The organism is Desulfosarcina sp. BuS5, assembly GCF_028752835.1.
Taxonomy (GTDB): Bacteria; Desulfobacterota; Desulfobacteria; order Desulfobacterales; family BuS5; genus BuS5.
In genome coordinates this window covers 2670938-2692950 of record NZ_CP087952.1, presented here as the reverse complement: position 1 = coordinate 2692950, position 22013 = coordinate 2670938, and the positions used below count along the sequence as shown (strand labels likewise).

The 22013-nt window shown below is 39.3% G+C and carries 24 protein-coding genes, 1 tRNA gene and 1 riboswitch; of the genes, 7 read left to right on the top strand and 18 right to left on the bottom strand.

Annotated features, from left to right (window positions below; all coding sequences use genetic code 11):
* The first annotated feature begins 21 nt into the window (after positions 1–21).
* From BuS5_RS13245 to BuS5_RS13225, 5 genes are all read left to right on the top strand, one after another.
* Positions 22–285 carry a hypothetical protein gene (locus BuS5_RS13245; RefSeq protein ID WP_027354971.1) on the top strand — a complete coding sequence of 88 codons (264 nt, stop codon included), beginning with the start codon at positions 22–24 and terminating at the stop codon, positions 283–285.
* Between the two features lie 204 nt (positions 286–489).
* On the top strand, positions 490–732 hold the full coding sequence (locus BuS5_RS13240; protein WP_027354972.1) for a crotonobetainyl-CoA--carnitine CoA-transferase: 243 nt from the start codon (positions 490–492) through the stop codon (positions 730–732).
* Positions 719–1084, top strand: coding sequence for a type II toxin-antitoxin system PemK/MazF family toxin (locus BuS5_RS13235; protein WP_027354973.1), 366 nt, complete (start codon positions 719–721; stop codon positions 1082–1084). The genes BuS5_RS13240 and BuS5_RS13235 overlap by 14 nt, the downstream gene beginning before the upstream one ends.
* A gap of 29 nt (positions 1085–1113) precedes the next feature.
* Entirely contained in the window at positions 1114–1473 is a 360-nt protein-coding gene (locus tag BuS5_RS13230) for a hypothetical protein (RefSeq protein WP_157487478.1), read from the top strand.
* A 102-nt stretch (positions 1474–1575) separates the two neighbouring features.
* On the top strand, positions 1576–3357 hold the full coding sequence (locus tag BuS5_RS13225) for an AAA family ATPase (protein ID WP_274427725.1): 1782 nt from the start codon (positions 1576–1578) through the stop codon (positions 3355–3357).
* Positions 3358–3669: 312 nt separating this feature from the next.
* On the opposite strand, the gene BuS5_RS13220 is transcribed toward BuS5_RS13225, so the two are convergent.
* From BuS5_RS13220 to kdsA, 18 genes are all read right to left on the bottom strand, one after another.
* Complete coding sequence (locus tag BuS5_RS13220; RefSeq protein WP_035266670.1) at positions 3670–4461, bottom strand: sirohydrochlorin cobaltochelatase; 792 nt, start codon at positions 4459–4461, stop codon at positions 3670–3672.
* Complete coding sequence (locus BuS5_RS13215; RefSeq protein WP_027355092.1) at positions 4454–4702, bottom strand: hypothetical protein; 249 nt, start codon at positions 4700–4702, stop codon at positions 4454–4456. The genes BuS5_RS13220 and BuS5_RS13215 overlap by 8 nt, the downstream gene beginning before the upstream one ends.
* A 111-nt stretch (positions 4703–4813) precedes the next feature.
* The gene (locus BuS5_RS13210; RefSeq protein WP_036019371.1) at positions 4814–5968 is read right to left on the bottom strand and encodes an IS4 family transposase; all 1155 of its coding nucleotides are present in this window, start codon (positions 5966–5968) and stop codon (positions 4814–4816) included.
* A gap of 161 nt (positions 5969–6129) precedes the next feature.
* Positions 6130–8130, bottom strand: coding sequence for an adenosylcobinamide amidohydrolase (locus BuS5_RS13205; protein WP_274427724.1), 2001 nt, complete (start codon positions 8128–8130; stop codon positions 6130–6132).
* 81 nt (positions 8131–8211) lie between these two features.
* A complete protein-coding gene (locus BuS5_RS13200; protein ID WP_027354505.1) occupies positions 8212–10215 on the bottom strand; it encodes a TonB-dependent receptor in 2004 nt (667 codons plus the stop codon).
* A 142-nt stretch (positions 10216–10357) separates the two neighbouring features.
* A riboswitch (cobalamin riboswitch) is annotated at positions 10358–10546 on the bottom strand.
* 79 nt (positions 10547–10625) lie between these two features.
* Positions 10626–10712 (bottom strand) — tRNA-Leu (locus tag BuS5_RS13195).
* Positions 10713–10731: 19 nt separating this feature from the next.
* Positions 10732–11070 carry a preprotein translocase subunit SecG gene (secG, locus tag BuS5_RS13190; RefSeq protein ID WP_027354506.1) on the bottom strand — a complete coding sequence of 113 codons (339 nt, stop codon included), beginning with the start codon at positions 11068–11070 and terminating at the stop codon, positions 10732–10734.
* Positions 11071–11091: 21 nt separating this feature from the next.
* On the bottom strand, positions 11092–11850 hold the full coding sequence (gene tpiA, locus BuS5_RS13185; RefSeq protein WP_157487432.1) for a triose-phosphate isomerase: 759 nt from the start codon (positions 11848–11850) through the stop codon (positions 11092–11094).
* A 64-nt stretch (positions 11851–11914) separates the two neighbouring features.
* A complete protein-coding gene (gene gap / locus BuS5_RS13180) occupies positions 11915–12919 on the bottom strand; it encodes a type I glyceraldehyde-3-phosphate dehydrogenase (protein ID WP_027354508.1) in 1005 nt (334 codons plus the stop codon).
* 37 nt (positions 12920–12956) lie between these two features.
* Complete coding sequence (locus tag BuS5_RS13175) at positions 12957–13427, bottom strand: PTS sugar transporter subunit IIA (RefSeq protein WP_338000273.1); 471 nt, start codon at positions 13425–13427, stop codon at positions 12957–12959.
* 9 nt (positions 13428–13436) lie between these two features.
* Positions 13437–13895 carry a PTS sugar transporter subunit IIA gene (locus BuS5_RS13170; protein WP_027354510.1) on the bottom strand — a complete coding sequence of 153 codons (459 nt, stop codon included), beginning with the start codon at positions 13893–13895 and terminating at the stop codon, positions 13437–13439.
* Between the two features lie 136 nt (positions 13896–14031).
* On the bottom strand, positions 14032–14565 hold the full coding sequence (hpf, locus tag BuS5_RS13165) for a ribosome hibernation-promoting factor, HPF/YfiA family (RefSeq protein WP_027354511.1): 534 nt from the start codon (positions 14563–14565) through the stop codon (positions 14032–14034).
* Between the two features lie 2 nt (positions 14566–14567).
* The gene (gene rpoN, locus BuS5_RS13160) at positions 14568–15998 is read right to left on the bottom strand and encodes an RNA polymerase factor sigma-54 (RefSeq protein WP_027354512.1); all 1431 of its coding nucleotides are present in this window, start codon (positions 15996–15998) and stop codon (positions 14568–14570) included.
* A 1-nt stretch (position 15999) separates the two neighbouring features.
* Positions 16000–16722 carry an LPS export ABC transporter ATP-binding protein gene (lptB, locus tag BuS5_RS13155; protein ID WP_027354513.1) on the bottom strand — a complete coding sequence of 241 codons (723 nt, stop codon included), beginning with the start codon at positions 16720–16722 and terminating at the stop codon, positions 16000–16002.
* An 8-nt stretch (positions 16723–16730) separates the two neighbouring features.
* A complete protein-coding gene (locus tag BuS5_RS13150) occupies positions 16731–17285 on the bottom strand; it encodes an LptA/OstA family protein (RefSeq protein ID WP_027354514.1) in 555 nt (184 codons plus the stop codon).
* Positions 17266–17850 (bottom strand): LPS export ABC transporter periplasmic protein LptC, encoded by a 585-nt coding sequence (lptC, locus tag BuS5_RS13145; RefSeq protein ID WP_157487433.1) that lies wholly within the window; start codon positions 17848–17850, stop codon positions 17266–17268. The genes BuS5_RS13150 and lptC overlap by 20 nt, the downstream gene beginning before the upstream one ends.
* A gap of 38 nt (positions 17851–17888) precedes the next feature.
* Positions 17889–18419 (bottom strand): KdsC family phosphatase, encoded by a 531-nt coding sequence (locus BuS5_RS13140; protein WP_051374998.1) that lies wholly within the window; start codon positions 18417–18419, stop codon positions 17889–17891.
* Between the two features lie 61 nt (positions 18420–18480).
* On the bottom strand, positions 18481–19302 hold the full coding sequence (gene kdsA / locus BuS5_RS13135; protein ID WP_027354517.1) for a 3-deoxy-8-phosphooctulonate synthase: 822 nt from the start codon (positions 19300–19302) through the stop codon (positions 18481–18483).
* 168 nt (positions 19303–19470) lie between these two features.
* Between kdsA and BuS5_RS13130 the strand changes: the two genes are divergently transcribed.
* Entirely contained in the window at positions 19471–20820 is a 1350-nt protein-coding gene (locus BuS5_RS13130; protein WP_027354518.1) for a M23 family metallopeptidase, read from the top strand.
* A gap of 13 nt (positions 20821–20833) precedes the next feature.
* Positions 20834–22000, top strand: coding sequence for a homocysteine biosynthesis protein (locus BuS5_RS13125; RefSeq protein WP_027354519.1), 1167 nt, complete (start codon positions 20834–20836; stop codon positions 21998–22000).
* Positions 22001–22013: the final 13 nt, after the last annotated feature.

Genomic DNA, 22013 nt, shown 5'->3' with positions numbered 1-22013 from the left:
CTTCGAGAATTTTCTGAGATAATGCCGTTTTTTTTGGCCATTTTACTGATCCTGTTTCATACTTTTTCCGCTTATTTTGGGCCTGGAATAGGAAAAATTATTATTGTCATTTCTCTTCTGTCATGGTCAGGTACGGCCATGGTAGTCAAGGCGCGCGTGCTTCAGGTACGCGAAGCCGCCTTTGTTGTGCGCGCAAAAAGCCTGGGCGCCGGCAATTTTTCCCGATCCGGTTGTTTGAACAAGTTTACCGGTAAAAACAAAAAACCCGAAATTGATAAGGAGTAAGTTATCTTTTTATTAGCCATGACCTGAATCTGGTCAGACTGTTCTGTGAAAAGATATACGAACTGAATAGAGAATAATTAAATCAGTTGGGCACCCTACCGTTAAAGGATTTGGCATAGTTTGTGTACCTATAAAATGTCCCCATTACTTACCCTTGACATTGGGGTGGAAGTATGGCAAAATAAATAAAAAATGGGGGATATTATGCTAATTCAAACAAAAGTACAGATTGACGCCAAAAATTATGATTTTATCAAGAAGATTTATAAGGACTTTTGTTACAAAAGCCTTAGTGAGTACATGCGAGAAGCTATCAACGCCAAAGTGAAAGAAGACCGCAAAAGGCTTCGGGAAATTAAGAGGATGGAAGCTATGGAGATGATCGGCAGGGCACAATATGATAACCTTTTTGAATCAATAGAAGGGGAAGATTTTGAAAACCGGTGAAATCTATTGGGTAGGTCTTGATCCGGCTATTGGTGATGAAATCAAAAAAAAACGACCGGTACTCGTCTTGAACGGTGGACATGACAAGCATCTCAGGCTTGCAATTATTTTACCTGTTACTGCCTGGAACCCGTATTGGAAGGAAAATCCTTTTTTCGTTTCTCTAGAACCTGATGCAAATAATGGTCTCCAGAAAAAATCAGCAGTTGACTGTTTTCAAATCAGAGCCATCAGCCACAGAAGATTTGCGGAAAAAATCGGAAACATCTCAAACGATGAAATCCGCCTTATAAAGAAGGCAATCGCACTAATTCTTGACATTGATCCGGAGCATTGTGAGTTGGATGATTAGGAATGGTGGTCATAATAACCAGTTCGAGTATGAACTCAAGTATTTCCTATAAAAGAGCAAATATTTGGTTGGCAACTTTTCTTTTTATTTTTAAATTTTCTAAATATCAAAGGATAGCTGCTAACCACAATATTGCTATAAATTTAGAGGCTCCTGACCTGAAAAGGAACTATCAAAAAGGAACATATAAGCCTAAGGTGCGAGATTTCCTTATTAATGCAGTTGATTCCGCAAATGCGCTACGCCTTGCATTGCTAAAATCCTTTCTTGCTGTAGCTATAACTCTTTGTGCTGCGTTATTAATTGCATTTTGGCAAGGCAGTGTAAATGCATCCTTGCCACTATCTTGGAAAAGCGTCATTAAGGCGCAAAGTTTGAGAAGGGTTTGAGAGGCAATCGTCTTTTTTTATTAACCTGTAAAAAATATCCGGTTTAGATTTAAGATTTTATATATTATAATGATGGAAAGAGACCTTAAAAAGGGGCCGGCAATGAAATATCCATACGGAATAGCTGATTTTAGAAGTATTATCAGGGAAAAATATTTTTATTGTGACAGAACAGACAAAATTCCCCTGCTTGAAAATACAAAATCTCAGCTCTTTATCCGTCCCAGACGCTTTGGCAAGAGTCTTGTACTTTCCATGCTGGAAAATTACTATGATGTGGCAAAAAAAGATGAATTTGAAGAAATATTTGGTGGATTGAAGATCGGAAAAAATCCCACTGATCTGCGTAATTCATACTTTATTTTGAAGCTTGATTTTTCATGTGTTGATCCCACCGGCAGTGCTGAAGATGTAAAAAAGGCTCTTTTTAATCATATTAATGCATGTATTATCGAATTTTATAAAGTTTATAATTATAAAGGATTTGAACTGCCTGCGATTGAGATTGATCGGGAAGATGCCCTTTTTTCAATGAAATCTCTTATTACTTCAGCCCGCATGACCCCATACCCTGTATATCTTCTCATAGATGAATATGATAATTTTGCAAATACAGTTATGATGGGGGTCCAAAGCTCTGAAGGCAGATATAAGGCTCTTGTGCATGAGGAGGGCCCCCTTAGAACTTTTTTTAAAGCAGTAAAAGCCTCAACTTCAAGCTCTATGTTTGATCGTGTATTTATTACAGGGGTTTCGCCTGTTGTGATGAGCGATATTACAAGCGGATATAATATTGCCGAAAATATCTATTTTGAGCCGGAGTTTAATGATCTGTGCGGATTTAAGCAGAATGAAATTGAAGATGTTCTGAAAAAAATTGTTGATGAATGTGGTTTTGAAAAAGAAAAAATCAAGGAAGCTGTAAGTTTAATGCAGACTTATTATAATGGTTATATTTTTTCCCATACAGCAGATGAACAAATTTATAATCCAACTCTTTGCTTATATTTTTTTAAACAATTTGAAAAATCATGCAACTATCCAAGGGAGATGCTGGATGATAATCTTGCGGTAGATGAGGCAAAGCTTAAATACATTGCTCAAATTCCAAAGGGAAGTGATCTGTTGATGAGCCTGATGGAAAAAGAACAGCAGGTTGTTGCAGCAAAAATCAGTAAACGATTTGGCATAGAGGAGATGCTGACGGATAAATCCCGCGACAATACATTTCTGGTCTCTTTTCTCTATTATTTCGGGGTATTGACCATTGCAGGTGATACAGAAGACTTGCAGGTAATCTTAAAAGTTCCCAATCTCGTTATGCAAAGTCTTTATGTGGAACGGGTTCAAAAGATGCTTTTGCCGGAGCCTGATGACAGGGATAATGGAAAGCTTGCCGCGGAAAAGGTCTATCAAAAAGGGGATATGGCTCCTTTGTGCAGATTTATGGAAGAAAGATATTTCAAGGTTTTTCATAACAGGGATTATAGGTGGGCCAATGAACTGACTGTAAAAACCGCTTTTCTGACTCTTCTTTATAATGATATTATTTATATCATGGATTCTGAAAAAGAGATTGACCGCCGCTATGCAGATCTCACCATGATTATCAGACCTGACAAGAGGTATGGTAAAATATTTGATGTTTTGATTGAATTTAAATTTATAAAGCTCAAAGATGCAGGAATAAGTGCTGAACAGGCAAAAAAGTTGTCTGAAGATGAGCTTTGCAGCCTCTCTGAGATTGTAAAGCAGATGAAAGATGGCAAAAAACAGGTAAAAGAGTACGGTAAAAAGCTTGAGCAAAGGCATGGGAACTTGCGGCTGCAAAAATTTGTAGTGGCGGCACTGGGGTTTGAGAGGGTATGTTTCAAAAAAATATAAGGTATAGATTGTCATATAAATAATTTCACTGCGTTATCGATCATATTATTGTATTACGAAACAATATCGATGGAGACTTTGACATGCAAACTGTAACCGTATCACCAAAATATTAAGTCGTTATACCAAAAGTAGTCCGGGAGGCATTTGGCTGACAGTATTATTCTTGCAACAGCAAAAAAAATCGAGGCTATCATCTGGACCCAAGATTCAGATTTTAAGAATATAGACGATGTGAAGTATTTCCCCAAGAAATAAATAAATGGCCAACCAGTCACCCGACCGCCGACAGCGGTGCGTTTTTTTGAAACGCTATTGCCCTGATGGAATAACATCAAGGGCATCATGAATATGTTGGCAGAATATCTCTATAATACTGTTGTTAAGGCCTAATCCATCCTGCTCCAGTGATACGGAAATATTTTTTGCTTCAAATGCTATTTTCCATGAATTTTCGTTGCCGGCCATGTCTTCCATAAAATGGACTCCGGCCACAAGCATCAAAGGCACGAGCCGCACATGCTTATATCCCGCCCGGCTGACTGCTATGACAACTTCTTCCATTGAGGCGTGTCCTTCCTCCACAACTCCGACATAGGCATTCGATTTGCCGGACTCGCGCAGCATATTCAAAAGGGCGGCATAGGCTGCCCAGGCTGAATGATCAGTGCCGTGACCGATAAATACGACTGCATCCTCTTTTACGGAAGGAATTAAATAATCGAGCGCTGCCAAGACCTTTTTGTAGTCTATGGGCGAGTAGAGCAGGGGCAGGCCTATTGATGTTCTTATCTCGCATTCTTTGGCCTCATCCACCAGGCGGTAAAATTCATGTCCGCACATCAGGTGCATGGATTGAACCGCAGCCCAGGCGAAGCCCCGGGACTTTAATTCAGACAGAACCTGATGGGGATGTTTTAACTCGGTATTATTTTTTTTCTTTATCCGGTCTTTAACCATTCTGGACGAATAAGACCATAATACTTCATGGCCTGGAAATCTTTTTTTTACAATATCGTCGATAAAAGAATATGTTTCAATGGCTTTGGAGGTGGTGCCGAAAGCTGCCAGGAGAATGGGTGTTTTTCCTGCTGTTCTATTCATAATAGTGTCTCCTAACTTCAACCCCGTGCATTGAAGTGATTGCTTCTGCGACTTCCAGAAAATTTTGTTCCTCGATCTCTTTTTGATCAAGCATCACAACCTGCTGGGGATGATTTTTTATATAATCGGATAATTTTTCAGCCGTTACTACAATGGTTCCAAGAGTTTGAACATCTTCGCCGGCCAGGGCGGTACCGGATGGGAATATCGCCTGAGTTGCCGTAGTTACAAGAATCGCCAAAAGGAATGAATAAAGGATATGCTTTTTTCTTGTTCCCCATGCAAAAATTCCAAGGCTGAAAAAAATGCCCGGAAAAAGGCTTTTTAATCACATTAAATCAGTAGTGTCCGGTTAAGTTTTTGCATATAGCATTTGCTCTTTGATAATCAGATTATTAGACCATACGTTTTTTTCGTCAGTACGTAATTCGTTCTGGATGGTATTTCTAAGCTGACGAATCCTCTTTATTGATACAGGTTCATTAAACTGTTCATGGCAGTATATGGCCATAAGCAGGTAGGTTATTAACCCCGCAAGGATTTGAACCATCAGGCCATATCTACTGTGAGCAATCAAGTGGTACACTTTTAAATGTTTCTTCCACCATTTGAAAAAAGTTTCGATATCCCATCTAAGCTTATAAACGGTTGCAACCTGCTCGGCTGTAAGATCATAACGATCAGTTGCCACAAAATATTTGACACCGGCAATTTTATAACCAACCAGTCGAACCGGCTTTCTGGTCTGGTTTACCCCAGGAGTGCCAAGAAGAACCACAGCATCATAAAAAATATAGCTGTCGGGATCAACAGGCTGCTCTTTGATAATAGTTCTTGTTGTTTTCGCTTTGATGCGGCAAACAAAATGTTTTTTTTCATCCTGAAGAAGATCAAAATCCTTATGTGATTGATACCCCCGATCCATGATTCCTGTTTGGCCTTTTGTAAGGATAGACCTGACAAAGGGGCGTTCAGCGCCATTTCCATTTGTCAGATGAATTTTTATAGGAATCTTGCGATTGACATCAAAGCCGAAATGGCCTTTTGCTTTTTTAGCGCCTTTTCTGTAATCAGCCCAGTACATGGACAGAACTGCATCAATTAAAGATCCATCAATGGAAACGAGTTCACCGAGATCTGAATAATTTGATGGTAAAGCATTTTGTGCCTGGCTGCAAAGAGCTTGAAAAACATATTCAAGCTGTTCAAGCCCTCGAGAATTGATAATTTCGGAAAAACTGCTACGACTGATCCCTCCATCTGGAGCGACACATTCTTTGGCAAAATCGTCTTCTTTAAGGTGTTGAATAAGATCACGAGCTGATTCATGTTCTTGTAGATGGAAAAATATCAGTGCGTGAAGCTGATCTTCAAAAGTCATTTTCAATGGCCTGTGACCTCGGGATTTAAGCTGTGGCGTGTCAGGAAAAATCTTTTGCAAAGGTTTGAGAAATCGAGCATGAGATTGGGGATTAAAATTCTTTTTTGGGATATTGAATATGTCCATTTTTGTCTTAACTCCTTGTTATAATTATATTTTATAACAAAACGATAAAAAATTTTTATTTGGTTTGTCAAGTAAAAAATGAACATTTTTCTAATTTTTTTATCCCATATAACATGCAAAAACCTAACCGGACACTACTGACATTAAATAAAAATACTCCTTTATTTTATTTTATAAAAGGCGCCGTTTATAATAGCATTAAGGGCTGTTTTCAGCACAAGCGGCATTGCAGCATTTCCGACAAAATCTTTATCCTCCTCGATATTCCGGCCGGCTATCTCAAAAGATATATTTTCTGCCCAGAGTTTATATGCACTCAGGTCCGACAACAGCCCTTTTTCATAATCATCGCTGATAACAAGCGCGGCCTTAAGAAAACCGGAATATTTCCGGTCAAGCAGAATTTTTTCAACCTCAGTACTCAGGTCGTTTTTTTTCATGTTGCAGTCACATTCGATTTCCGTGACTAAACCGAATATGTTTATTTTACGATCCTTGAGCCGCTGAAAAATGTTGCGGGAAGCAACAATGCCGTTCTGCTTATATATTGCTTCTTTCACTCCTTCATAAGCGCTTTTGGCGATCAGTTCCCCCATTTTTGTATGGCCTCCGGTGTTATCGATCAGAGTTCCTGCGCCCTGTACCACAATAATATTATCGGTTCCTGTTCCGGTTGCCCTGTATTCCTTGGCATTATAGCTGCTCCTGATATCAAGATCGAGCAGCGCGGCTGTTTTTGCTTCGGTGGCGGATATAATGGCCCTTGTCATGGCTCTGTCTGTCAGTTTCATGTTGGTTAAAATTGTTATATTGATAGTGCCGGGTTCATAATAATTTCCATTACTTTTCGACATGCGCACGGCATTTGACATAACTCCGGCAGTAACCAGGGCATAAACCTTCATTTCTTTAAAATTTTCCATTTTTACTGCAAGGTTATCCATATCCGCGCCTGTGAAAAGAAAACTTGCGGTGGCCTCGTTTTTTTCGATCACCTTGTAAATACGGGATCTCAAGGATGCAAGGCCGCATTGATGGCCTATTCCCCAGCACGGTGGAGGTGAATAATGGTTGCCTACCGAAGTTATCCCTGTCCGTGCACCCTCCAGGGTCGATACAACCTTCATCGGTCTCTTAAAATCTACGATAAGGGTCTTGTTGGGAAAATCATAAATATTGCTGTATGCAATTCCTGCTTTTTTTATATATTCCAAATCTATTTCAATGCTTCTATTCTCTGTAATTCTTTCAGGTTTTATCCGGTTTTTGCTCTCTGCATATTCATCTCTATAAATGCGGGCGGAGAGCCAGGAGACAAAATATCCGGTGTTGGTCGAGGCCCGGCAGGTAAGAGCGCATGGGAAGTTATATATTCGTTTGTTTTTGACCGCATCCACATCCTTCCAGCCTGGCAGTCTGAAAAATTTATCAGCCGCTCCCTTATCGCCTCCGCAGCCATAGATAACCTGGGGATTAAACGCGATCCATTCTTCTTTTGTAACAGGCACGATATTCCCTTTTTTGCCCAGAACAGGCGTAATTCCGCCGGCCGCTCTGATTATTTCATTTTGAAAGGAATCATCTCCCGGGGTCATTATTGATTTACGCCCCATCAGCCGCATGACTCTTTTTCTTTCAGAAAGAGGTATCCGGGCAACTTTTCCGGCTATCATTTTCAGTTCGTCTCTGTTCTTTTTTACGATAGCGGCGGCTTCATGTTCCTTATCGAATATCCTGCCCAGAAGCATGATATTGTCATAGCTGTCATTAATGGAATCTGTTTCCAGGTCTATAAGAATCTGTTTCCCATTACTGAAACGCTTTATTACATTTTTCTGGATCCGGGCTGCGAAAATAATATCCGGTTGAATATTTTCTATTTTAGCCAGGCTTGGTGAAAAAAAGCCCCCGATGACATCTTTTTTTGCGATTTCCGGGGGCAGCGTACTGTGCCATGTAACACCTTTAAGGACATCAGCCGCGCCTATTTTACAGATTATTTCACTCACCGACGGCACAAGTGAAACAACATTGGAAGGTCTGGCTGTAATTGTGGTTTTATTACCGGCATGATCAGTAAAGGAGAAAGGGTAGGGGAATGCCGCGCTCGCATAAAAAAAGAGTATTATAATGAGAGTTAAGAAAATTTTTCTGTATTTCATTTGATGTCCTTGCGGGATTTTTTTCGATAATCAAAAAGAGGGAGGTGTGATAAAATCGGCACCTCCCTCCTTATAACAATATTAATAATCGTATCTTAAACCGATATAAAAGCTTCTGCCGGGCATCGGATACCCCTGGACATAAGCGTAGTCTTTGTCGAAGAGATTTTCTATCTCTCCTTTTAAGGTAAGTTTGCCGTACTGGGAAAAATCATAGATTTTTTTACTTATTGTAATATTGGCAACAGTAAATCCACCCTTTTCAATTATCGGGTATGATGGCCATGATCCATACACACGATCATCAATATTCTGCTTGCCTGTATATGAAAAATTTAAATTAGCTGATAATCCGTTTAAATCGTTAAAAAGTATACCATATGAGGCTGTAATATCAGATGTATATTTAAGCTCTTTATGAGTTTCTCCGGCAGGAGCGTCGTCAGATTCATATTCATCAAGGTAAGTAATATTACAATATGGTTTTAATTCTAAATTTAAATCAAAGAATGTTCCTAAGTTAAAAGAAAATTCGCCTTCAAATCCCGAAATAGTGGCATCATTTATATTATAAAATGATTTGGTAAAATCAGGATCTCCAGGAATATAAGCTTCCTCAATTTTATCTTTGAAATCAGTATAGAAATAAGTTATAGATAAATTAAAACTGCTATAAGAAAAGTCAAAACCAGCTTCATAGGTTTTGCTTTTTTCAGGATCAAGATCCGGGTTGCCGATATAACTACCATACCAGTAAGTATACTTTCCTGCCATTTCATTGGCAGCAGGCATAACAAAGGCTTCAGCATAATTTGCTCTGATTTTTAAACAATCATTAACCAGATATGCTAATCCAATGCTTGGTGTCCAATTATCATCATTATCATCGTTTTTATCAGTTTGTTTAAACTCAAGATCATATTCATCATATCTTAGCCCACCTGAAATAATTAATTTTTTATCAAACAACTTAAGTTTGGCCAGCATAAAACCGGCAGTATTTTCGTAATTAGACTTAAGAGCTACATTAAAACTATTGGTGTCACTATTTTTATAGTCATAATTTAGCCAATCAACACCTATTGTTGTAGAAAAATTTTCTAAATCTAAAGTAACTTGCCCTTGAGCACCTTCCTGGTCATAATTATTGTTGGAAATAGATGGATAAAGAGGATCTACATATGTATATTTATAATCGTCTTCTCCATTAAAATATCTGGCTTTCCATGAAAAAAGTTCATCTGCAGTTGTGCCATCATAAATAAAATCAATAGATTTATTCACATTATCTGCATAATTATCAGGGTCAGGATTTATAAAATAATATGGAGAACCTGTTTTATCCGCATCAAATGAAGTGTATATCATTCCAATACGGTTGCCGGGCAAAAACTCATATCCGAGATTTAAACTGCAATTTGTTTTTTCATCATAACCGGTATTATCATATTTATCTCCATCGCTAATATCATAATCATCTTTGGTTGTTCTGGTGAAGCTGCCTGAAAAATCAAAATTTTCTATTTTTCCTGAAAAACCGGCGCTTCCCTCTTCATATCCATAACTTCCCAACAATCCTTCAGCAAAAAAAGTGGGTTTATCCTTACCCTGCTTAGTAATAACATTTACAAGGCCGCCCATGGCTGCCGAACCGTATTGAACGGCGGCCGGACCACGTATTATTTCGACTCTTTCGATATTTTTTGTCATAATTTTGGCAGCATTGCCAGTGCCTGCCCTGCGGCCGTTTAGCAATATTAACACATTACCTTTCAGGTCGTTACCGTGAGTTTCAGTTCTGAAACCACGTAAACCAATACTAGTCATATTACCTGGATATTTTCTAATATATACCCCGGCTTTTTCGGACAACAGATCGCCTAAATCTTTTGCTGCGGAAAGTTTAATATCATTTTCATCAATAATAGTTACATTTGTGGTAAGATCCTTTTTCTTTTCCGGAACCCGGCTGGCTGTAACCACCATTTCGTCTAAAGTTGATACCGGCTCTTCATCTTTTGCCTGGGTTAAACCAGGGAGCAGCATAACCATACAAATTAAAAATATAAAATACTTTTTTTTCATTTTTTCCTTTCTCCTTCTTCTGAAAAATTTGTATTTCCGGCCGGGCAAAAAAAAATCCCCAGACCGTTGGTTTACGATCTGGGGATTTCCCTTTTTATCCTGATAGATCTTATTTGCTTTGCCTTTTTTCCACGAAGGCATGCAATACTTACTTATTCAGGCAGGTCTTCTGACTCTCGGATCAACCTACTGACCGCGCCTTCCCATCCAATGATCGGACAGTGGCATTAAACAGCGGTGTTCGTCCCCGATTACAGCGACGGGCTCGTCTCCGAATTTAACGGAGTTCCCTCTTAAGCTCATTATGAGCACCTGAATTTATAAATAAAATAATATAATGTATGGGAAAAAGTCAACAAAAAAGCAGGGAAGAAAGGAAGGTGGCAGAAAGCGCAGAAGAACTGCATAGGTGGTGCCGAAGGCCGGACTTGAACCGGCACGGGCGTAGCCCACTACCCCCTCAAGATAGCGTGTCTACCAAATTCCACCACTTCGGCACAATATAGTATTATGATATCACTCTGTTTTGACAGGTTCAGCCGCAGGAGTCTTACTCTCGGGAACGGGAGTCTGTGCTTTCTCCTCTATGGGCGTTGTTGTGTCGAGTATTATAGATTTTTCGGTTTTGTTACTAACCATATATGCAAGCCCAACCGAGGTAATCATAAAAACAACCGCCACAATTGTTGTTGCTTTGCCCAAAAAGGTTGATGCTCCTGAACTACCGAAAAGTGTCTGGCTGGAACCACCTCCGAAAGCTGCTCCCATGTCTGCGCCTTTACCTGTCTGCAAAAGTACAATCAGTATTAGCGCGATGCATACAATAACATGAACAATGGTTAGTAGAATTCCCATTCTATACTCTTTCCCGGAATACTATAAAAAGTGAACTATTTTACTAAAGGTTTCAGCGTCAAGACTTGCGCCTCCAACAAGAGCGCCGTCTATGTCAGGCATAGACATCAGTGAAGTAATATTGTCCGGTTTGACGCTTCCGCCATATAATATCTTTATAGATTCAGCAAATTTATTTCCTAATTTTTTTTCTATCAAGGAACGTAAAAACAAGTGAACCTCCTGGGCCTGCTCATCGGTTGCGGTCTTTCCTGTTCCGATTGCCCAAACCGGTTCATATGCTATAGTCAAATGTTTAAGATTATCTGTAAACAATCCTTGTAACCCTTTTGTTATCTGTTTGTCAAGTACGGAAAACGTTTCATTTGATTCCCGTTCTTTTTCAGATTCGCCAACACAAAGAATCGGTTCTATTCCGTTTTTTACAGCAGCATTAATTTTTTTATTTACAGATTCATCTGTTTCTTCAAAAAATTGCCTGCGCTCGGAATGGCCGATAATAACATATTTGCATCCTGTAGATACAATCATATGCGGAGAAATTTCACCTGTAAAGGCTCCTTCTTTTTCCCAGAAAAGATTTTGCGCGCCAAGAGAGACCTTGCTTCCTTTGACAATATCCGCAACCTGTGCCAGTGCTATAAAAGCAGGTGCAATCATAACATCAACATCAGTAACATCATCCACACGTGTAACAAGGTGCTTCGCCGTTTCTACCGCCTCGGAACAAGTTTTAAACATCTTCCAGTTTCCGGCGATAAGAGGCCTGCGTATGTTCATTATATGCTCTCCATTAAAAAAAATTGTAAACAGTCAACAGTTCACCATGAACAGTTACAAAAATTTAAAGCTGTGCACCTATCATAGCTGCCAGATCAACCATCCTTGTTGAGTATCCTGTTTCATTATCATACCAGGAAAGAACTTTAACCATATCATCTACAACATAAGTAGTCGGCGCATCAACAATTGAAGATAATGAATTTCCGTTAAAATCTGTTGATACAAGGGGGGCCTCACTATAACCGAGTATACCGGAAAGGGCTCCTTCCGAAGCTTCTTTTAATGCATCATTAACATCTGTTACGGTGACCCCTGTTTTTTCGATACTTGCCACGAGGTCTACGATAGATACATTTGGAGTAGGTACTCGAATGGCAAGTCCGTTGAGTTTGCCGCTCAATTCGGGAAGAACCAGTGCAACCGCTTTGGCGGCGCCTGTGGTGGTTGGAATCATTGAAAGAGCGGCTGCACGGGCTCTGCGAAGATCCTTGTGCGGAAAATCAAGAAGGCGTTGATCCCCGGTGTATGAATGAATGGTTGTCATAAGGCCGCATTTTAAGCCGAATTGTTCAAGCAAGACCTTTGCAACCGGTGCAAGGCAATTAGTAGTGCATGATGCGTTGGAAATAATATTGTGCTCTCCGGGATTATATTGGTTCGAATTCACACCCATGACTATAGTGATATCCGGATCGGGTGCAGGCGCTGATATTATAACTTTACGTGCGCCGGCGGTAAGGTGTTTTGATGCATTGGCACGGTCCCTGAAGAGCCCCGTACATTCGGCAGCAATGTCAACGCCATGGTCATTCCAGGGCAGGTTTGCGGGATCTCTTTCAGATATAACAGCTATTGATCTGCCGTCAACTTCTATTGAATCATCTTTGGCAATGATTTCCATGTCGAGTTTGCCGTGTACGGAATCATAAGCCAGAAGATATGCCATAGTAGCAGAATCGGTAAGGTCATTAATGGCCACTACCTCAATTTCAGGATTTTTAAGCGCCGCCCTGAAAATTACACGACCAATTCTTCCAAAACCGTTAATGCCAATTTTTACGCTCATCATACCTCCTTAGACCAGTTTTATAAGTTTAATTCTTTTAATTTTTGTTCCTTGCTTTTAAAATTCCGCTTGCGAGGGATATACTTCTCTTGCCGAATGCCTCCAAGGTTACCGCAAGCTCCCCAAGCTTTAACCTGTTACGGGAATCTGCTGCCTTTATCAGTATAGGCAGGTTAACACCGGATAAGACTTCCACGCACCCTTCATCAAGAAAGGAATAACTTAAATTAGACGGAGTCCCACCGAACATATCCGTTAATATCAGTACGCCTTCATGCTGATCGACTTTTTTTATGCCATCCTCAATTTTTTTTCTTAGATTATCCGCGTCGTCAGTTAAATTTATGGAAATCGAGATAAGGCCATCTACCTTGGAAGCGATAATCGATTCAGCGGCATCAATCAATGTTTCACCAAAATTACCATGGGTTACAACTACTATTCCTATCATAATATGCTTGTGACAAGGGGTATAGCTTGGTAGAGACGCAAAATTTTGCGTCTCCACCAAGCCCCCTTAAAATTCTTCATCCTCCTCTTTAATTATCTTATATATTTCATCTCTATTCGATGCCTTTAAAAGGTTTTCTTTAAAAAGATCATTTTTGAGAATCCTGGAAATTCTTGCCAGCGCTTTCAAATGTAATCCGGTTGAATCTTCAGGTGTTATCAGGAGAAAAAATATATAGGAAAGTCTGCCGTCAATAGATTCAAAGTCAATACCTTTTTTACTTAAACCAAAACCGACCACCAGATTGTCAAGGCCTTTCATTTTACCATGTGGTATACCTATTCCTCCCCCGATACCGGTGCTTCCAAGCCTTTCCCTTTCCAGGAGGACTCTTATAAGATCGTCCCTGTTAAGATTGGCTATACGGGCTACAGGGGTTACTAGTTCTTCCAGAACCCCTTTTTTATCTTTGGCTTTTAAGTCGGCTAAAATAGCCTTTTTTTTTAATACATCAAGAATTTTCATATTATTTAGCAAAGTGAATCCGAAATCATAAAAAATAACAGTTCACAGTCCTCTTTTTATTTTATTGCGATGCAATCTGTTTTTTCAACCGTGAACGGTTACAAGGAACATTATGCCGAAGGCTGTATAAGAGTGTTTACCGGTTAGGCTGAATCAGTCCATAGCCGCCATCTTTACGTCGGTAAAGAACATTAACTCTATCAGTTTTTGCATTAGTAAAAACAAGAAAGTCGTTGGTCACTATATCCATCTGCATAATAGCTTCTTCCACGCCCATGGGTTTATACTCAATATTACTTACGCTTACTTGCTCTTTAGGCTCAAAAGTACCAGGAGCGGTCTCTTCTACAGGAATTGTTTGAACTTTATCATTACGCACTCCTCTATGGGCCCTTGTTTTTTGTTTATTTTTTTTTATTTGTTTTTGCAGCTTATCAAGGACATTGTCAATGGCAGAATAGATGTCTTCGGTTTCTTCTTTGCCCTTAATGTTTAATCTGTCACCGGAAATATTGATTTCCGCTATTCTTCGAAATTTTCGCATAGAAAGAACCACGGTAGCCATCGCGGGGTTATCAAGAAGTTTATCGAATTTGTCGAGTTTGCCTTGAACATAAGATTTTAGATCTTCTGAATGGTCAAGATTTTTAAACATTACATTTGTCTGCATTTTTACAACCTCCTAAATTGCTTGCGCTTATTGGATGGCAGGATTTTCAAAGCCTCACGATATTTTGCTACGGTTCTTCGTGCGATACTAATATTATGTTTTTCTAAAAGTACAGCGATTTTATCATCACTATACGGTTTTTCAGGGTATTCGGTTTTAATTATTTCCTTAATTTTTTCCCGAACACTAGTGGATGCTACCGATCCTCCTCTGACCTTATTAATAGAACTATTAAAAAAATATTTTAATTCAAATATACCCTGATCCGTATAAACATACTTATTAGTTGTCACTCTGCTGATTGTAGATTCGTGCATTCCTATATCCTGTGCGACATCTCTCAGCACCATCGGCTTAAGATAGGCAGAGCCTTTTTCAAAAAACTCCCGCTGAAAACCTAATATACTTTCCATAACCTTGAAAATTGTTTTTTGCCGCTGATGAATACTGCGTATCAACCATGCCGCGGAACGCATTTTTGTATCAATATATTCTCTTTCCTTGTCTAAAAATTTACTATTCCGTTTCATGGTGTTTTTATAATATGAATTAATGTGAAGTTTGGGCATTCCATCATCATTCAAAACGATCATAAATTCATTTTCGAGTTTATATATATAAATGTCCGGGGTTATATATTTAGGCTCATCATCGGAAAAAAGTCGTCCCGGCCTGGGCTCCAGCCCTTGAATAATATCCACTGCCGAGATAACATCATCTATACTTATCTTTAATGCTTTTGCTATGGCATTATAATTTTTGTTTTCCAAATGGGTTAGATGATGTAGAATTATTTCATTAACAATACTGTTTTCAAGACCTAACTGCTTTACCTGTATTGCCAGAGATTCTTTTAAATCTCTGGCACATACACCGGCAGGATTAAATGACTGAAGAGTAGTTAAAACCTCATTTACTTTTTCAGGGGATGATCCGCTCAAACTTGCTATATCATCAATCGATGCATCAAGATAACCATCGCTTTTTAAGTTACCGATTATAAGGCTTCCTATATGCTCTACTTCCTTTGAAGGGAAAATCATACGAAGCTGCCAAAGCATATGGTCATGTAACGACTCCTTATTCCCAATAAAATTTTCAAAGCTTGGAGTCTCTTTTTTTTCGTTTTCAAAATGGGACTTCCCGGTTGAATTATATTCATTAAGATAATTCTCCCAATCAATATCATCACGCGCTGTTTCTTCTACGTCCACCTCTTTTATTTCACTTGTTTCTTCATTTTTTTCGGTTTCCGGGTCTTTTTCAATAACCTCCTGAAGTTCCTCAAGAGTAGGATTTTCCTCGAGTTCTTGACGAATAGTATCTAAAAGCTCAAGCCTGTTTAACTGCAACAGCTTGATTGCCATTTGCAACTGTGGCGTCATTACAAGTTGCTGAGCTAATTTGAGTTGTTGTCTTAAGTCAAATGCCATTTTACAATCTAAATTCTTCCCCTAAATATATGCGGCGCGCAATTTCACTGGAAGCTATTTGATCAGGGTTACCCGATTCTATTACTTTGCCGTCATTTAGTATGTATGCTTTATCACATGCTTCCAGGGTTTCCCTTACATTATGATCGGAAATCAGGACACCTATACCACGATTTTTTAGATAATTTATAATTTTTTTTATATCTATTACTGCAAGGGGATCAATACCCGCAAAAGGTTCATCCAAAAGAATAAAAGATGGTTTAGTCGCAAGTGCACGAGCGATTTCAAGTCTGCGTCTCTCCCCGCCGGAAAGTTGACTGGCTTTATGGTCTGAAAGGTTAAGTATTCCCAGTTCATCAAGCAAAGTTTCTGCAAGATTTATTTTTTTTGGTTTTGATATTGGATTAATTTCAAGAATAGCCATTATATTCTGTTTAACGGTAAGCTTTCTAAATATTGAAGCCTCCTGGGGAAGATATCCTATCCCTTTACGTGATCTCAGATACATAGGATATTCCGTGATCTCCTCATCGTCAAGAAAGATTTGACCTTCATCAGGCTTTATAATGCCGATAGCCATATAAAAAGTTGTAGTTTTTCCCGCTCCGTTCGGACCAAGAAGCCCTGTAACGGAATTCTCTTTTATCTTTATAGTTATAGAATCGACTACCGTTCTTCCATTATAGGCCTTTATCAAATTTCGTAATAGTAATGTCGGCATATGCCAGCCTAATTTATTCCTTTGTTTCCGGGAGTAAAGACAGCTTCGACACGACTTTTGCTCCCTCCTTCCACAATAACACGCCCTTCGGTTCTGTAAAGAATGATCCTGCTTCCGGAAACAGAATCATTCCCGCTGATTACTTTTGAACCGGCACCTGTTAATATTAGAACTTTATTCTTTATAATATATTCTGCCTGTCGAGTTGTCGCAATCATGTTGTCCATAATTATTTTGACATTTCCAGAAACAATAAGCTTTTTTATAGATTCTGTGTTTGTTTCAGGTTGTTTGTCTTTCTTGTTTTTATCATAAAATATTTCCAGGCTGTCAGATGTAATTGTGGTTGCACCCTGGGTCACTCTTACATTCCCTGAAAATTCTGCAATGCCTCCTTTGCTGTCGGAGACAAGTTTGTCGGATACTATGTGAACTTTATCATTGTTTTCTATGGGCTGAAAATCTATAGCCTCATCAGCGCGTACAAGCGATTCCCCCCAGACAATTAATGCGGCGACAGTAAATAAAAAAATAATATTTTTATTAAAAGGTGATTTTGTCACTTAATACACCCGTCACCATCCCTTCAAGTGAGGCCTTGTTAGTCTTTAAATCATGGGACATGGCATCTGCTTCCAAATCAAAAGAATCTCCTGTAATATGCACATGGGTTTTTGAGAAAATTATACGTCTTTTATTATCATAAAAGATTTTTTTTGTTAAAAGCTTATAATTTTTATTAGTAATAATTACATTGCCGGAAACTTCAATATCATTGGAATCCGTCTGCAGAATACCTCGATCCGCTTTAAGTATTACTTTGTCCCCATCTTTAAAAAAAAAAGTTACGGACACATCCTTTAATTTTACATTCTTATCCTCTTCAAAATAATCTGCCGAAGACGCATTGAGACTCCATTCCTTTATTCCGTTCTTTATTGATTCCTGGTAAACTCTGCCTATTGATATGTTTGCATCATTAGGCACCAGCGCTAAAAGTTTTTCCGGATGCTCTGAAATACTACGGTACCAAAAAAAAATGGCTAAAATTCCACAAAATATAATAACAATGGCAAGAATTAAAATAAATTTTAAATTTACAAGTTTAATATTTTTTGGAAAAACCATTGTATGATAAATTTGTTTAAAATCTTTTGCAAGCAACTTTATACATAGTGATGCAAAGTCTCATCCCAAAGTTCGCCGGCTTTTAATATAGCTTCACATACTTCCCTCACGGCCCCTGCGCCGCCTTTGGCTTCAGTAACAGTATCCGCTATTTGTTTAACCTCTTCAGCCGCGTCCGCAACAGTAATAGGAAGACCGATCAGCTTCATAAGAGGGATATCAGGCAAATCATCACCAATAAATGCAATCTCTTCGACGGACACATCCAGCTTTTCAACAATCATTTTCAGAACAGCCGTCTTGTCGCTTAATGCGTCAAAAATATGTATAATATTTAAATCTTTGCATCTGTGGTGAAGAGCTTCCGAGCTTCTGCCGGTTGCTATACATACATCTATACCGGCCCGCATAAGGAGTCTGATACCGAGACCGTCTTTGACGTTAAAAATTTTAGTTTCGACAAAATCATTATTATATATGATGCTGCCGTCTGTTAAAACACCGTCAACGTCAAGAATAAGAAGTTTTATGCGTTTGAGTTTATCTGCTATTTCGGGTATTATCTTCATTTAGGGTTCTGAATATATTATCGGGTTTAATTTGCAAAAACTTTAACGACAACAAGCATTATCAGGAGCGGACAACGTTGCTTATTGTCTTCAGTCTGGAAAGCAGATCTTGAAGAGTACTGAGTTTTAATGAATTCGGTCCGTCGCAAAGAGCATTGTCGGGATCCGGATGAACCTCCAGGAAAACACCATCAACGCCTGCTGCTACGGCTGATTTTGCCAAGACAGGCGCGAATTCTCTCTGCCCGCCCGAACTTGTTCCCGCCCCTCCAGGTAACTGGATGCTGTGTGTTGCGTCAAATATTACAGGATACCCTGAATCCTGCATAATCTTTATGCCGCGAAAATCAACTACTAAATTATTATATCCGAACATAACGCCACGTTCAGTGATAATAACCCTGTCATTACCGGCTGAGGTCGCCTTCTCAACTATGTTTGTAATATCCCATGGAGCAAGAAATTGTCCTTTTTTTATATTGATTATTTTTTCAGTTTTTGCAACTTCAAGGATCAGGTCCGTCTGCCTGCATAAAAAGGCTGGTATCTGTATGATATCAAGAACGTCTGCCGCTGCTTTAACTTCGTTTATCCTGTGGACATCAGAGAGTATCTTTATGTCGAGTTCCTTTTTAATACTCCCAAGGATTTCAAGCCCTTCATTTATGCCGGGACCTCTGAATGAACTGATAGAGGTGCGGTTTGCCTTATCATATGATGCCTTGAAAACAAAAGGTATATCTAATTTCAGTGTAACCTCTTTGAGAAACAAAGCAATTTCAAAAGCAGTTTCATAATTTTCAATTACGCAGGGCCCTGCAATCAGCAATAAAGGCGCTTTGCGTCCGATTACAATATTATCTTTTTCTATTAAATCAGCCATAATTTATGCAAGTTCCGTAATTTTTTTTCACAATTTATAGTCAGGACTGCGAAAAGTCAAGGGACGAAAAACTTTGTCTTGATTAGACTCTTTCAAGCTGTTACGATTTATTATTTTATAATCATCAAAACATTAAGTGGGGCTATTCAGCATATAGATCTTCAGATTATGAAAACACGATTAATTATAATTATGTTTATTGTTATTGCAGTTTCGGCGGCATTTATAACTACCTTACGCTTGGAGAGCGAAAAACCGTCAATAAAAATAGAATCCATGCCGGACTCTATTGGGGCATCGCAGGAAATTATTTTAAATATTTCTGATATTAAAAGCGGAATTAGAAATATCCGGATAGATCTTGTGCAAAACGGTAAGGAGAGTCCCCTGTATAAAAAGGAGTTTTCCGCTTCCAACCTTACAGGAAGCGGATATGTGCTTGAAGAGTCGGTTAAAGTCATTATAGAGCCTGAACAGGCAGGCCTTACGGATGGTAAAGCCCTTTTGCGGGTTGCTGTTGCTGATTATTCATGGCATGGGTGGTGGCACGGGAACAGGGCGTATCTGGAAAAAACAATAATCATAGATACCAGGCCCCCTGAAATTGAAATCCTCAGCCGCGTTCACAACATAACCCAGGGCGGGGCAGGGCTTGTTATTTATCGGCTATTAGAGCCTTGCATCAAAAGCGGCGTCATGGCCGGAGACAACTTTTTTCCCGGACAGGCAGGATATTCAAAAGATCAAACGGTCTTTATTTCATTCTTTGCTCTTGACTATAAACAAGGTAAAGGTACCAAACTTTTTGTGCAGGCTACGGATAAGGCCGGCAACTGCGCTAAAGCAGGTTTTCCCTATTATATAAAGGCCAGGCGATTCAAACAGGACATTATTAATATTTCCGACAGCTTTCTTGGCTGGAAAATGCCTGAGTTCGAGCCTGATATACCAGTGGCGGACAGATCATCAATGAAGGATAAATTTTTGAATATAAATAATAAATTGCGTAAGGCTAATTTTGAAAAAATAGCTCAGGTTGTGAAAAAAACGGATAAAATTTTATACTGGAAAGGAGCTTTTTTAAGATTGCCGAAATCCGCCACCAGAGCCGGATTTGCAGACCGCCGTTCGTATAAATATAATGGAGAGATTATTGATCATCAGATTCACCTTGGTATTGACCTTGCCTCAGTCGCGCATTCGCCTGTGCCTGCTGCGAATAAAGGCAGGGTGGCTTTTACCGGATCAATAGGTATTTACGGAAAAACAGTGATTATAGATCATGGTTTTTATTTGTTCAGCATGTATTCCCATTTAAGCAGTATCGCGGTGCAAAAGGATCAAATTTTATTAAAAGGCGAGATTTTAGGCCGTACCGGAACTACAGGCCTTGCCGGCGGTGATCATCTTCATTTCAGCATCCTTGTTAATAATGTTTTTGTAAATCCGCTTGAATGGTGGGATAAGGCCTGGATAAAAAATAATATATCTTCAAAGTTAGGGCTCATTCAAAAATAAGGATAACACCTGCATGAAAAAATATACGGTCAATAAAACTTATCAGATGATAAATGATAAAATCAGATCGGGCGAGGCGGTTGTCGTAACGGCCGAGGAGATCATAGATATTGTAAAAAATGATGGACCGGTCGAAGCTGCCAGGAATGTTGACGTGGTAACAACCGGAACATTCGCTCCAATGTGTTCCTCCGGTCTTTTTCTTAATTTCGGACATTCCACCCCTAAAATAAAGGCATCCAAAACATGGCTGAACAATGTTTCCGCCTATGCCGGTATTGCAGCGGTGGATTGCTATATAGGGGCCACGGAGACCTGTGAAGATGATCCTTTAAATAAAGTCCCTCCTGGTGAATTCAATTATGGCGGAGGCCATGTTATTCATGACCTTGTGGCCCAAAAAAAAATTATGTTAAAGGCTGTCGGCTACGGTACGGACTGTTATCCCAACCGGTCAATAGAAAAAAAGATCGATTTGAACAGTATCTCCGATGCTACCCTGTGCAATCCCAGGAACTGTTATCAGAATTATAATTGCGCAATTAATATGACCAAAAAAACAATCTATACATATATGGGAACCCTGAAGCCTTTGGCCGGTAATGCCAACTACTGTTCAGCAGGAGCGTTGAGCCCGCTTCTGAATGACCCTTCTTTTAAAACAATAGGCCTTGGAACAAGGATTTTTCTTGGAGGAGGCACAGGATATGTTACCTGGCACGGCACTCAGCATTCACCGCCCTCTGATAGAACCGAAAAGGGCGTTCCGATAACACCTTCCGGAACATTATGGCTGATGGGTGATTTGAAACAGATGAAACCGGAATGGCTTGTGGGGGTAAGTATCCAGGGATATGGATGTTCAATGTCTGTAGGCGTGGGAATACCTATTCCTATTTTGAATGAAGAGATGGCGGCATTTACATCCGTTGCGGATGAGGATATTTTTACTCATATTGTTGATTACGGGAATGATTATCCCAATGGAATAGATAAAAGTTACGGCAAGGTCAGTTATGCGGAACTTAAAAGCGGACATATTAAGTTCAATGGTAAGCAGATTCCCACAGCCCCGCTTTCCAGTGTTGTCAAAGCCCGTGAGATTGCGAATATTTTAAAAAAATGGATTTCAGGCGGAGATTTTCTGCTTGGTGAGCCGCAATTTACTCTCCCGAGTTAATGGCGTTGGAGCT